Source organism: Allobosea sp. 05T422_2 (genome assembly GCF_056396265.1).
Window position 1 is genome coordinate 1 of the sequence record NZ_JBFTLD010000211.1, and the last position, 11781, is coordinate 11781.

Genomic DNA, 11781 nt, shown 5'->3' on the forward strand with positions numbered 1-11781 from the left:
TCGCCGGCGGCTGGGCAGCCGGCCCTGGCGCGGCGCCACCGGGGCGAGCGCCACCGCCGCCGCGCTCGTTCAGGCGGAAATCGACATCCTCCTGGAACTTGCGGAGCTGCTCGGTGAGCCGGCGGTTCTCGAACTGCAACTGCTCGATCTGGCCAGACAGCGCTCGGACCTGGTTTTCCAGTMGCCCGGTGCGCACGGTCAGCTCGGCTGCATCCTGCGCCGCAGCCGGCAACGCAGCCCATGTAATGGCCCCGAAGGCGACAGCAGCCAGCAGTCGCGCCCGGCTGGGTAGAAAGGCAAATTCTCGAACCATCATGAAGACCGGACTGTTTCTCTCAAGTGACGGGTTATCACACGCTGTCACCGCGGCCAAAATATGAAAAGGCCGGCACTTCCGCAGGGAAAGTGCCGGCCTCGATAGATTTCAGAAAGCCGGATGCTCAGACGCCGCCGGCGCCATCGAGCACGGTCACGGAACGGCGATTCTGCGACCAGCAGGAAATGTCGTTGCAGACCGCCACCGGGCGCTCCTTGCCGTAGGAGATCGTGCGCATCCGGTTGGCCTGGATGCCGCGCGAGGTCAGATAGTCGCGCACCGTCTGGGCGCGGCGAGCGCCAAGCGAATAGTTGTATTCGCGGGTGCCGCGCTCGTCGGCATGGCCCTCGACGGTGAAGGTGTAGCGCGGGTAGCGCTGCAGCCAGGAGGACTGCTTGTCGAGGGTCGAAACGGCCGTCGGCGTCAGGTCGGTCGAGTCGGTCTCGAAGAAGACGCGGTCACCGACATTCACGACGAAGTCCTGGGCGCTGCCCGGGGTGGCCGCGCCGCCGGCTCCAAAGCCGGCTTCGGCGTTCTGGTCCTTGGCGCAGGCGCCCAGTGCGAGCGTGGCGGCGATGGCGGCGGCGAAACGGGCAGTGCGCGGGCTGGCGAGCGAGGCAAGCAGCATGTTGATTCTCCAGGCGGGTCTAGGTTCCGCAATCAGAAAGTCTGAAACTCAGACACATCAATGATGTGTCAACCTAAACGAGACCTTGCCAAATCAAGGCGAAGTGGCGGCATTGCGGCGTATGGTTAACCAATTGCAGCGAAATGCAGCATTCTCCGAGCTGTTGCGCGACAGCAACAGATTGCCGCCTCAGCGCGCCGTCGTMAGCAGCGGAGACCAGCTCGGATCCGAGGCGAAAGCCGGTGTCGGCACCGGCACTTCGACCCGGCCCGTGATATCGACCATGTAGAGCTTGCCGCCGGATTGCCCGCCTGGATCACGGAAGAACATGATGTACTGGCCGTTCGGCGCCCAGTTCGGTGCTTCGTTGTGGAAGCCTTCGGTCAGGATACGCTCGCCCGAGCCGTCCGGCCGCATCACGCCGATGGCGAAGCCGCCACCGCCCTGGCGCGTGAAGGCGATCAGGTCGCCGCGCGGCGACCATGACGGCTGCGAATAGGAGCCCTGGCCGAAGGAGATGCGTTTGCCCTCCCCGCCGCCGAGCGCCATCACATAAAGCTGCTGCGAACCGCCGCGGTCGCTCTCGAACACCATCTGGGTGCCGTCAGGCGAGAACGAGGGCGAGGTGTCGATTGCGCCCGTCGAAGTCAGCCGCGTCGTCGTGCGCGAGCCGATATCGATCATGTAGAGATTTGCGTTGCCGCCCTGCTGCAGGCTGAGCGCGATCTTCGCGCCATTCGGTGAAAAGCGCGGGCTCGAGGTCATGTCGGGGAAATTCCCGACGACCTGACGCTGTCCGGTTTCGATATTCAGCACATGCACGCGCGGCTGCTCGCCGGTGCGCTGTGCCATATAGGCGACTTCCTGCGCCACAGGCGAGTAGCGCGGGGTCACGACCGAGACCTCGCCATTGGTCAGGTAGCGCACATTGGCGCCGTCCTGGTCCATGATGGCGAGCCGCTTGCGCCGGTTTTCCTTCGTCCCGGATTCGTCGACGAAGACGACGCGGGTATCGAAGAAGCCGCCGACGCCCGTGACCTTCGTGAAGATCGCGTCCGAGATGATATGGCCGACCCGCCGGCTGTTGTTCGGGTCGGTGAAATATTGCTGCCCGTCGATCTGCTCGCCGGTGACGACGTCCCAGAGCCGGAATTCCGCGCGAAGCCGGCCACCGTCGCGCGAGACGCGGCCCGTCACCAACCCCTGCACGCCGGCGGCCTTMCAGGCCTCGAACTGCGGTACTGCATCGAAGGCCGGGTTCTTGTCGGGGTGGCGCGACTTGTCGATCGGCTGGAAATAGCCGGAACGCTTGAGATTGTTGGTGATCACGCCGGACACCATCACGCCGGCCTCGCCGCCGAAATCGGCGATCGCGATCGGCATGGGCTGGAAAGTACCCTTGCGCAGGTCGATCACCAGTTCCGCGCGCGCAGCCGCCGGCACCAGCAGCGGCAAGGACATGGCCGATCCGGCAAGGGTCAGCGCGTGGCGGCGCGTCAGCCCGGAACGGGTCTGACCGGCGCCCTTGATCATGGAGTTGCGAAACATGGGGGTCACAGCACGTCCCTAGCGTCGAAATTGACGACGACATCACGCCAGTCGTCATAGTAAGCGGCAAATTGAGCAGGAATGCGCAGGGGCGCGCAACGGCGTGTCGCCGTCAGGGCCGAATCGGCCGCGACCCGGAACAGCGGATCGGACGAGGTGTTGATCACGCCCGGCTGGCCCGCGAGCGAGCCGTCGGTATTCAGCTTCATCCGCACCGAAGGCACGACTGCGCCCTTCGCATTCGCGAGCCCGATCGGCACGTTCCAGCATTTCAGAAGCTGGTCCTGAATGATCCCGACAAGCTGCGCGCGCAGCGAAGGGCTGAGCTTTTGCGATGCGCCGCGCTCGGTGCCAAGCGAAGCGGTGCGGTTCACCTGCGGCGCGGACGAGCCCGAGGATTGCGCCGGCTCCTTCGATTGCAGAAGCTTGGCGATATCGGTCGGGTTGAAGTTCTTGGCGATCTCCGCCTCACGCTTGGCCTTGGCCTCGGCTTCGGCCTTTGCCTTGGCGGCGGCGGCGATCTTGGCCTTGGCCTCCGCTTCGGCCTTCGCCCTGGCTTCCGCCTCAGCCTTTTCCTTGGCCGCCTCGGCAGCGGCCGCCTTGACCTGCGCTTCCGCCTTGGCCTTGGCAGCAGCGTCGGCCCTGGCCTGCGCCTCAGCTTCGGCCTTCGCCTTGGCAGCGGCCTTGGCATCCTCCTCGGCCTGCTTCGCCTTGGAGGCCAGTTCAGCTTCCTCGGCGAGCTTGGCGAGCTCCTCGCGGCGCAGATCCGGCTTTGGCTCAGCCGCAGCCTCTGCCTTCTGCGGCGGCTGCTTCGCCGGCTCCGGCGGCTTGGGCTCCGGCTTCGGGGGCTGCAGCGCAGGGCGGGCTGGCGGCATTGGCGCCGAAGCGTTGTCGTCCGCGGTCTTCAATTCAGCGGGCCGCGTCGGTGGCGCAGGGGTGTCCTGCTTGGYCTCACCGGCTTCCTTGCGCTCGACCGTCTCCGACTGGCGCTCGGCGCGCTGGACCGGCTGTTCCTGCACCTTCTCAGCCTTGCGTTCGCCACGCGTGACCTGGTTCAGTGCACTCGGATCGACCATCTCGACGGCGATCGCCTCTTCGTTCTCCGGCAGGGGATTCGGCGACGAGAACGCCAGCAGCCCCGCGACGAGAAACGTCACGTGGCCGAGAGCGGAGAGCGCGATTCCCGGTTCGGAGGTGGAGAGCTTCACGGCTGGAAATACCTCGCCTTCACGTCGTCAGCGCGTTGCGGGCTCGGTGACGAGCGCCACACGCTTGAACCCGGCCGACGTGATCGTCGACATCACCGATGCGACGCGCCCGTAATCGACCTGACGGTCGCCGCGCACATAGATGCGCTCGTCGAAGCCCTGCTTGGCGAGGCCATGCAACTTCGTCACCAGATCGGGCTCCAGCGTCGGCTGGTCCTGGAGGAAGATCTGGCCCTTGCTGTCGATGGCAATGGTGATCGGCTTCTGGTCGACATTGATCGGCTTCGCCCCGGTCTGCGGCAGATCGAGCGGAACGCCGGTCGCGATCAGGGGCGCGGCCACCATGAAGATGATCAGCAACACCAGCATGACGTCGATGAACGGCGTCATGTTGATCTCGGCGATCGCGCTGTGGCGGCGGCCGCGCCGGCCCCGCCTGCCTCCGGCCTTGGCGCCGGTCGCTGCTGACATGCCCATCGTGCAGCCCCTTATGCCGCCAGCCGCTCGTCGATCTGCCGCGACAGGATCGCGGAGAACTCGTCGGCAAAGGCTTCGAGGCGGTTCTGGGCCTTGGCCACTTCGGCCTGCAGCTTGTTATAGGCCATCAGCGCCGGAATCGCGGCGAACAGGCCGATAGCGGTGGCGAAGAGCGCCTCGGCGATACCGGGCGCCACCACGRCAAGGGAGGAATTCTTGGAGACCGCAATGGCGGTGAAGGAATTCATGATGCCCCAGACCGTGCCGAACAGGCCGATGAAGGGAGCGGCCGAGGCAATGGTCGAGAGCACGAGCAGCTTCGATTCCAGCCGCTCGGTTTCGCGCTGAATGGTGACGTCGAGAACCTTGTCGATACGTGCCGAAAGGCTGGCGACCGAGCGGCCGCCATTCTCGAAGGAGCGCTTCCACTCCCGCATCGCCGCGACGAAGACCGCCGCCATATCATTGACCGGCTTGCTCGCGAGATCGCGATACAACTCTTCCAGCGACCGACCGGACCAGAACACCTCCTCGAAGGCATCCATATCGCGGCGGGTGCGGCGATAGAGCAGCGTCTTGTCGATGATGATCGACCAGCACCACACAGAGGCGCCGAGCAGACCCATCATGACCAGCTTGACGACGATATGGGCGTGCCAGAACAACGTCCAGAACGACATGTCGATCTGTGGCGCAGCCTGCGCAACCTCGGCGGGGTTCATYCTGTCATCCTTTCAGACGGTCAGCGCGATCGAGCGCTGCTGATCCAATCTCCCGCCGACCAAATCGATGACCGAGGCCACGAATACCTCGCGCCACCACCGAATTTGCGAACTGGGGAACATGCCGTTCCTGTCAATTGCCTTTGAATCCGGCGAAAGATGGGCGCATCCGGGGTTTTCTTMATCAGCGACTCGTGCTGGTCGAGTTAAGCACCCAGCAAGGTTAATGCCGGGTTGACAGCGAAACGAATCGAACGGCGCGCCGCTGCTGCGGGCTCTGGGGCGGCGCGAGCGGATGCGCTGAGCCCCCCTGCGCGCGGAGTCTCATCAAAGCAAAATGGCCCACCTCGTTGCCGAGGCGGGCCATCTCTGGCGTCAGGTTTCAGGCGGACACGTCAGGCCGCATCCTGGTCCGGTTGGCTGCCGGGCCGACGATCGGCCATGAACTGGTCGAACTCGGCCTTGTCCTTGGCCATGCGCAGACGCCCCAGGAAGTCCTGGAACTCGCGCTGCTCGTCCTCAAGCCTGCGCAGGGTTTCTGCGCGGTACTCGTCGAAGGCATGGTTGCCGCTGGACGGCGGACCGCCCCATCGACCCCAGCCGCCGCCAGGGCCGCCGCGTTCCCCCATGCGTTCCCGCATGCGATCCATCTTCTCCTGAAGACGGCTCATCCGGTGCTCGAACCGGTTTCCACCGGCATATCCGCAAGACATGCGTCCACTCCCCCACATGAAGGCCAGGGTCGCAAGACCAAGCGGCCACCACACGATGAAGCCCAGTACCGCAAAGGCGAACCAGGCCCCTCTTCCATATTCATCAAGCCTCGCAACGATCGGCATCGATCCCTCGCGATATCAGTGAGTGTGTATGTTAGTCACATACACATTATGGGAACGCACCCGATCCCTGTCAAGCGGCGGAGGCCGGTTTCAATTCGCTGGTGCCGAGAGGCCGAGCCCTTGCAGATAGATCAGCATATTGGCTTCCAGCAGTTCGGCCGCCGACATCGGCAACGAGCGACGGCCCGCATCGGCCCGCCCGAACAAGGCTGCCACGCCATGCGACATCGCCCAGACATGCAGCGCCATCATCAGCGCCGGCGGCCGGCGCCCCGCCGGAAGGGTCGCGATCAGGGCCTCACAGGCCGCGCGCAGCATCTGGAAGGAACGATCCGCCGCGAGACGCAATTCCGGGCTGGCATCGAGTGGTACCCCAGCCTCGAACATCGCGGAATAATAGGCCGGCTGCTCATGAGCAAAGGCGATATAGGTCTGGCCTAACTGTTGGAAGGCAGTCCATGCATTGGGTCTGCCCTCGTTCCAGGCGCGCGACTGTGCCGCCTCGAAGGCCTGGAAGCCGCGCGTCGCGACATCGGCCATCAGTTCGACCTTGTCGCGATAATGCCGATACGGCGCCGTCGGGCTGACCCCGGCCAGCCGTGCGGCTTCGGCAACGGTGAAGCCGTTCGCGCCCTTCTCTGTGATCAGCTCGAGCGCCGCCCTCACCAGTTCCTCCTTGAGGTTGCCGTGGTGATAGCCGCGTCGCTCCGAATCCGGCCGCCGTCCGATCATGTAAGGAGCGCTAACATAGCGGGCGAATGGCGTCGACGATGTTCACCGCCMATCATGCATCGAGCCCCAGCCGGTGGCGCAGCGTGTCGGGAATACGCCGAGCCCGCCCGCCGCCGACGCAGGCGACCTTGACCTCGGCAGTGATCAGCACCTCCTCGCCACGCAGCACGCGCTGGGCAATATCCATCGTCGCGCCGCGTGCAGCCGTCGCAACGGTCTCAACGGTCAGCATGTCGTCCATCACGGCGGGCTTGAGGAAATCGATCGTCATGCGGCGCACCGCGAACCCCAACGCCGCGTCCCCGTCGAACAGCTCGCGCTGTTCAACGCCGAGCGCGCGGATCAACTCGGTCCGGCCGCGCTCCATGAAACGCAGATAGGAGGCGTGATAGACGACGCCGGAGAAATCGGTGTCTTCATAATAGACCCGGACGGGAAGCTGGTGGACGGCGCTCATGTCGCTGCGGGATTTCCGTGATGACGTTTCCCGACCTTTAGACCGGGCATGKCAGCCGGAACAACCGCRCACGGGCATGATCGACGCGACGCTACCCGGAACCTCGCGCCGTCGMTAAGGTTGCTTCACCGACAGCCTAGCAAGGAGAAACGGCATGGCCCAATCGACCAAGGCAATCCAGCGTCTTCTCGACAAGTCGGAATACGAGCTCTTTACCCGGACCCAGCGCCGAACCATCGGCGGCGCGACCGATGCCGAGTTGAAGGAGCTTTCGGTCCAGTTGCGCGAACGCCGCGACCGGGCTCGCTCGATCGCCCGCCAGCAGCGGCGCGAGATGCGCMGCAAATCCGAGCCGCAGGGCGCGCGCGCTGCCTCCGACAACAGCGGCACCAAGGCGAAGGCCGACATGCTGACCTCGGCGCTGAAGCGGGTCGGTGCCGAGCGGACGCGCCGCACGGAGAAGCTGCACGCTCCGAGCCAGCGCAGCCTTGCCCGCAAGGCGCTGGCGCTGAAGCAGCGCCAGGAGGCCGCCAAGACGCAGCCTGCGAGMCGGCACGCCGGTAAAGGCATGAAGTCCGTCCCAAGCAGCAAGGCAGGGAAATCCGGCGCGCTCGACCATGCGGGCCAACGCTCGGCGATGCACCGGTCGAAATTCGCGCGATAGCAGCGGGCCTCAGCGCGTGCAGGGCTTCTTCATGAAGGAGCCGCACTCGTACGGTTGCGACAGCGCCTCCCGGATGCCGTCGCTCCCATCGCCGATATCGTCGATACGCCAGGCGCCAGCTTCCCAGATCATCCGGAACGGCACCGTCACCGTCTTTCCGAGGCTCTGGAAGCTGGCTGTGACAAGCGCCTGCCCGCCCGCCGGCTTCCCTGTCACCGCAACGCGCAGGTTCTTCACCTCGCCGTCCTGACCGTTGAGGAAGGGATCAGCGCCGATATTGCCCATCTCGCCGCTCTCATCCTGATAGAGGTCGTCGCGGGCGAAGAGCGCCGCGAGGCCTTTGCTCAAGAGCCTGTCGCGATGCGGCGGTCGCCATGCCGGCGGCGAGGCCTTGAGGCCGGAGCTGGCGAGGCTACGAATTGTCGCGGCATAGGCCTGTTTGACCGTCGCTTCGGGAGTGGGCTCGGCCGCGGCAGCCCATTGCGCGGCGGGCCCCGCAACCACCGTGACGAAGACGGCGACCAGAAGGTTCCGCAGCATTCCCAGCATCACTCGCCCTCGGCCTCGTCCCCGAACAATCCGAATTGCGCCGTCTCGCGGTTCGGCTCCGGCATGCCGAGATGCCGGAAGGCATGCGGCGTCAGCAGGCGTCCGCGCGGCGTGCGCTGGATGAAGCCCTGCTGCAGCAGGAAGGGCTCGATGATCTCCTCGATCGCATCGCGCGGCTCGGAGAGCGAGGCGGCGATGGTCTCGATCCCGACCGGGCCTCCGCCGAAATTGACCGCGACGGTGGTGAGATAGCGCCGGTCCATCTGATCGAGGCCGATGCCGTCGACATCGAGCAGGTGCAGCGCCTTGTCGGCGACCGAGCGCGTGATCACCGGATCGCCGTCGACGATGGCGAAGTCGCGCACGCGCCGGAGCAGTCGGCCGGCGATGCGCGGTGTCCCGCGGGACCGGCGGGCGACCTCGTTGGCACCGTCATCCGACATGCCGATGCCGAGCACGCGGGCGCCGCGCGCGACGATGCCCTGCAATTCCTCGACCGTGTAGAATTGCAGGCGGATCGGAATGCCGAAACGGTCGCGCAGCGGCGTCGTCAGCAGGCCGGCGCGCGTGGTCGCGCCCACCAATGTGAACTTGGGCAGGTCGATCTTGACCGAGCGTGCCGCCGGCCCCTCCCCGATGATCAGGTCGAGCTGGTAATCCTCCATCGCCGGATAAAGGATTTCCTCGACCGCCGGGTTGAGCCGGTGAATCTCGTCGATGAAGAGCACGTCGCGCTCTTCGAGATTGGTCAGCTGCGCCGCGAGGTCGCCGGCCTTGGCGATGACCGGCCCCGAGGTCGAGCGGAAATTGACGCCGAGTTCACGCGCCACGATCTGCGCCAGCGTCGTCTTGCCGAGGCCCGGCGGGCCGACGAAGAGCACATGGTCGAGCGCATCACCGCGCGCGCGCGCCGCATTGATGAAGACCTGGAGATTGGCGCGCGCCGCCGCCTGGCCGGTGAAATCGGACAGCGACAGCGGCCGCAGCGAGGTTTCGCTGTCGTCGTCGCGACGGTCGGCCGTCACGAGGCGGCGGGGTTCACTCACAGTTCAATCTCCAGCTCCAGCGCGTCATGCACCGGGATGTCCCTGTAGCCGGTCTTGATAATCGTCGGAATCACGGAGCGATAATGATCGATCGCCTCGGGATAGAGGCCGGACAGGCGAAAGCCCTGGCGCTGATAGAAGGTCAGCCCGGGCATGTTGTCATTGGTCAGCATCGCCTTGAGCTTCTTGGCACCTGCGGCCCGGGCAGCGGCCTTGACCGCAGCGAGCATCTGGACCGCCACGCCCTCTCCCGGCCGCAGCGAATGCAGGGCGCAGAGATAGGCGGTCTCGTCGTGTCGCGTCCAGCTTGCCAGCGCCGCCGTCTGCCCCGTAGCCGTGAACAGGCCGAGCGCATCGATCTCGGCGACGTCGTAGGTGTGCAGGTCGATCATCATCTTATGCGAGCCCCAGACCGCCAGCATCAGTTGCAGCAGCTCGCTCTTATCCTCGACGGCGCGGACGATCAGGGCGTCGGCATTGCTCACTTCGCCAGTTCCTTGAGACCCAGCTTGATCAGCTGTGCCGTCCCGGCCCCCTCGCCGGCCGCTTTCGAGGCCGCGGCCACCGCCGCCACGGCCTGGGCCTGCGGATAGCCGAGATTGGACAGGGCAGAGATCGCGTCCGCCACCGCTTGCGGTAGTTTCCTGTCCTCCAGTGCGCCCGCGAGCTGCACCACGCCGGGATCGATATGGCCGAAGGCGGGCGCCTTGTCCTTGAGCTCGGCGCAGAGCCGCTGCGCCAGCTTTGGACCGACCCCGGGGGAACGCGCCACGGCCGCCTTGTCGTTGGTCGCGATCGCCGTCGCCAGCGCGCCGGGCTCCAGCGTCGAGAGAATGGCGAGCGCCACCTTGGCGCCGACGCCCTGTACCACCTGCATCAGCCGGAACCAGTCGCGTTCGACGTCGGACAGGAAGCCATAGAGACGGATCGCGTCCTCGCGGACATGGGTCTCGATCGCCAGCGCCGCTGCCTCGCCGGGTTTTGGCAAACGCTGCAAGGTGCGCGACGAGCATTGCACGACATAGCCGACACCCTGCACGTCGAGGATCACGAAATCCTCGCCATAGGAATCGATCAGCCCCTTGAGCTTGCCGATCATCAGAGGCTCCGTCGCATGTGCATGTCCAAGCTGTAGCGCCTCACGAGGCCGCGCGCATCTGCGCAACCAGCGCCCTCATGCCGCGATGCTGCGAATGGCAGATCGCCACCGCGAGCGCGTCCGCCGCATCCGCCGACTTTGTCTCGGCCTTCGGAAGCAGCACCCGGATCATCGCCTGGACCTGCTTCTTGTCGGCATGGCCGACACCGACCACCGTCTTCTTGACGAGATTGGCCGCGTATTCGGCAACGCTGAGGCCGGCGATCGCCGGCACCACCAGCGCGATGCCGCGCGCCTGGCCGAGCTTCAGCGCCGATTGCGGATCGCGGTTCACGAACGTCTCCTCGACCGCGACCTCGTCGGGGTCGAACGAGCCGATCACCCGCGCGATACCGTCATGAAGTTGTCTCAACCGCTCCGAAAGCGGGCTCGCTCCGTCGCTTTCGACGCAGCCACAGGCAACGAAGGAGAGCTTGGTGCCCTCGCTGGTGATGATGCCCCAGCCGGTCTTCCTGAGACCGGGATCAAGGCCGAGAATCCGAATCGCTTGTGCCATGTCCGCACACTAGTCTGGACACGGTTTGTACTCCATTACCGAGGTTCCACTGAGGAGCGCTGCCGGAATGCCAGGGCATGCGGCACAGCATGGCGTGGCCTCTATACGCTGCGCGCGGCTTGCCCCTATGCTTCGTCGATCGCGGTCATTCCGCGAGAAATCCGGACGTTTTTCGTTATCGAGAAGATTTCAGCGCAGGAATCCAGGGGAATACGCCATGAGAACGTCGCTCTTCGTCTCTCTCGCCGCATCGCTTGCCCTGTTGCTGCCGCCGCTGGCACTCACGGCGCACGCACAAGCTCCTACCCCCGCCGAAGCTCGCGCCATCGCCAAGGAAGCCACGATCTATGGCTTCCCGCTCGTCGACAATTACCGCATTCAGCATTCCTATTTCGTCGATCGCTACAGCCCGGAGTTCAAGGCTCCCTGGAACACGCTCGTCAACAACGCGCGGGTCTATACGCCCGACGACAAGGCGATCCAGACGCCCAACTCGGACACGCCCTATTCCTATGTCGGTGCCGACCTGCGCGCCGAGCCGCTCGTCTTCACGGTGCCCGCGGTCGAGAAGGGCCGCTATTACTCCCTTCAGTTCATCGACCAGTACACCTTCGATTTCGCCTATGTCGGCAGCCGCGCCACCGGGAACGGCGCTGGTAGCTATCTGCTGGCGGGTCCGAAATGGAGGGGCGAGAAGCCGGCCGGCATCAAGCAGGTGATCCGCTCCGAGACCGATTTCGCCTTCGTGCTGTACCGAACCCAGCTCCTCGACCCCGGGGACATCGACAAGGTCAAGGCGGTCCAGGCCGGCTACAAGGTCCAGCCCCTCTCGCAGTTTCTGGGAAGGCCAGCACCAGCACCGGCGCCGACGGTCGATTTCATCAAGCCGCTGACGCCCGAGCAGGAGCGCAGCTCGCTCGAGACCTTCAACGTCCTGAAT

General features: G+C 65.3%; 16 protein-coding genes. 2 read left to right on the forward strand and 14 right to left on the reverse strand.

Features of this window, described 5'->3' with window-relative positions; all coding sequences use genetic code 11:
* The 9 genes from AC1DJT_RS26945 to ybgC form a co-directional block, all read right to left on the reverse strand.
* A partial coding sequence (locus AC1DJT_RS26945) for a YbgF trimerization domain-containing protein (RefSeq protein ID WP_476835242.1) occupies nt 1-313 on the reverse strand: 313 nt, incomplete at its 3' end.
* A 127-nt stretch (nt 314-440) separates the two neighbouring features.
* Entirely contained in the window at nt 441-944 is a 504-nt protein-coding gene (gene pal / locus AC1DJT_RS26950) for a peptidoglycan-associated lipoprotein Pal (RefSeq protein ID WP_069879425.1), read from the reverse strand.
* Between the two features lie 189 nt (nt 945-1133).
* Nucleotides 1134-2477, reverse strand: a complete 1344-nt coding sequence (tolB, locus tag AC1DJT_RS26955; RefSeq protein WP_476835248.1) for a Tol-Pal system beta propeller repeat protein TolB — start codon at nt 2475-2477, stop codon at nt 1134-1136.
* Between the two features lie 20 nt (nt 2478-2497).
* Complete coding sequence (tolA, locus tag AC1DJT_RS26960) at nt 2498-3700, reverse strand: cell envelope integrity protein TolA (RefSeq protein WP_476835243.1); 1203 nt, start codon at nt 3698-3700, stop codon at nt 2498-2500.
* Between the two features lie 27 nt (nt 3701-3727).
* Nucleotides 3728-4177, reverse strand: coding sequence for a protein TolR (gene tolR / locus AC1DJT_RS26965; protein ID WP_069879422.1), 450 nt, complete (start codon nt 4175-4177; stop codon nt 3728-3730).
* 11 nt (nt 4178-4188) lie between these two features.
* Nucleotides 4189-4899, reverse strand: a complete 711-nt coding sequence (gene tolQ / locus AC1DJT_RS26970) for a protein TolQ (RefSeq protein WP_476835244.1) — start codon at nt 4897-4899, stop codon at nt 4189-4191.
* A 395-nt stretch (nt 4900-5294) separates the two neighbouring features.
* Nucleotides 5295-5738, reverse strand: coding sequence for a DUF2852 domain-containing protein (locus tag AC1DJT_RS26975; RefSeq protein ID WP_113513332.1), 444 nt, complete (start codon nt 5736-5738; stop codon nt 5295-5297).
* A 90-nt stretch (nt 5739-5828) separates the two neighbouring features.
* On the reverse strand, nt 5829-6470 hold the full coding sequence (locus AC1DJT_RS26980; protein ID WP_441488223.1) for a TetR/AcrR family transcriptional regulator: 642 nt from the start codon (nt 6468-6470) through the stop codon (nt 5829-5831).
* A 52-nt stretch (nt 6471-6522) separates the two neighbouring features.
* Nucleotides 6523-6927, reverse strand: coding sequence for a tol-pal system-associated acyl-CoA thioesterase (gene ybgC / locus AC1DJT_RS26985; protein WP_476771036.1), 405 nt, complete (start codon nt 6925-6927; stop codon nt 6523-6525).
* A gap of 154 nt (nt 6928-7081) precedes the next feature.
* Between ybgC and AC1DJT_RS26990 the strand changes: the two genes are divergently transcribed.
* Entirely contained in the window at nt 7082-7591 is a 510-nt protein-coding gene (locus tag AC1DJT_RS26990; RefSeq protein WP_476835245.1) for a hypothetical protein, read from the forward strand.
* Nucleotides 7592-7600: 9 nt separating this feature from the next.
* Here the strand turns inward: AC1DJT_RS26990 and AC1DJT_RS26995 are convergent, their stop codons facing one another.
* Genes AC1DJT_RS26995 through ruvC form a run of 5 tightly spaced genes read right to left on the reverse strand, consistent with a single transcriptional unit; the run spans nt 7601 to nt 10841 of the window.
* Nucleotides 7601-8131: a DUF3828 domain-containing protein gene (locus AC1DJT_RS26995; RefSeq protein ID WP_476835246.1), complete on the reverse strand. Its 531-nt coding sequence runs from the start codon at nt 8129-8131 to the stop codon at nt 7601-7603.
* An 8-nt stretch (nt 8132-8139) separates the two neighbouring features.
* Nucleotides 8140-9186 (reverse strand): Holliday junction branch migration DNA helicase RuvB, encoded by a 1047-nt coding sequence (gene ruvB / locus AC1DJT_RS27000; RefSeq protein ID WP_476770812.1) that lies wholly within the window; start codon nt 9184-9186, stop codon nt 8140-8142.
* Nucleotides 9183-9671 (reverse strand): hypothetical protein, encoded by a 489-nt coding sequence (locus tag AC1DJT_RS27005; protein ID WP_476770811.1) that lies wholly within the window; start codon nt 9669-9671, stop codon nt 9183-9185. Before AC1DJT_RS27005 ends, ruvB begins: the two co-directional genes overlap by 4 nt.
* The gene (gene ruvA / locus AC1DJT_RS27010; RefSeq protein WP_069879414.1) at nt 9668-10285 is read right to left on the reverse strand and encodes a Holliday junction branch migration protein RuvA; all 618 of its coding nucleotides are present in this window, start codon (nt 10283-10285) and stop codon (nt 9668-9670) included. The genes AC1DJT_RS27005 and ruvA overlap by 4 nt, the downstream gene beginning before the upstream one ends.
* 40 nt (nt 10286-10325) lie before the next feature.
* Nucleotides 10326-10841 carry a crossover junction endodeoxyribonuclease RuvC gene (ruvC, locus tag AC1DJT_RS27015; RefSeq protein ID WP_441488214.1) on the reverse strand — a complete coding sequence of 172 codons (516 nt, stop codon included), beginning with the start codon at nt 10839-10841 and terminating at the stop codon, nt 10326-10328.
* Nucleotides 10842-11058: 217 nt separating this feature from the next.
* Between ruvC and AC1DJT_RS27020 the strand changes: the two genes are divergently transcribed.
* The coding region (locus AC1DJT_RS27020; protein WP_476835247.1) for a DUF1254 domain-containing protein at nt 11059-11781 on the forward strand (723 nt) is incomplete at its 3' end.

Coding starts and splice junctions, on each gene's coding strand:
- AC1DJT_RS26980 (WP_441488223.1), bottom strand. CDS start 6,470: ATGATCGGACGGCGGCCGGATTCGGAGCGACGCGGCTATCACCACGGC.
- AC1DJT_RS26975 (WP_113513332.1), bottom strand. CDS start 5,738: ATGCCGATCGTTGCGAGGCTTGATGAATATGGAAGAGGGGCCTGGTTC.
- ybgC (WP_476771036.1), bottom strand. CDS start 6,927: ATGAGCGCCGTCCACCAGCTTCCCGTCCGGGTCTATTATGAAGACACC.
- ruvC (WP_441488214.1), bottom strand. CDS start 10,841: ATGGCACAAGCGATTCGGATTCTCGGCCTTGATCCCGGTCTCAGGAAG.
- AC1DJT_RS26995 (WP_476835246.1), bottom strand. CDS start 8,131: ATGCTGCGGAACCTTCTGGTCGCCGTCTTCGTCACGGTGGTTGCGGGG.
- tolR (WP_069879422.1), bottom strand. CDS start 4,177: ATGGGCATGTCAGCAGCGACCGGCGCCAAGGCCGGAGGCAGGCGGGGC.
- pal (WP_069879425.1), bottom strand. CDS start 944: ATGCTGCTTGCCTCGCTCGCCAGCCCGCGCACTGCCCGTTTCGCCGCC.
- ruvA (WP_069879414.1), bottom strand. CDS start 10,285: ATGATCGGCAAGCTCAAGGGGCTGATCGATTCCTATGGCGAGGATTTC.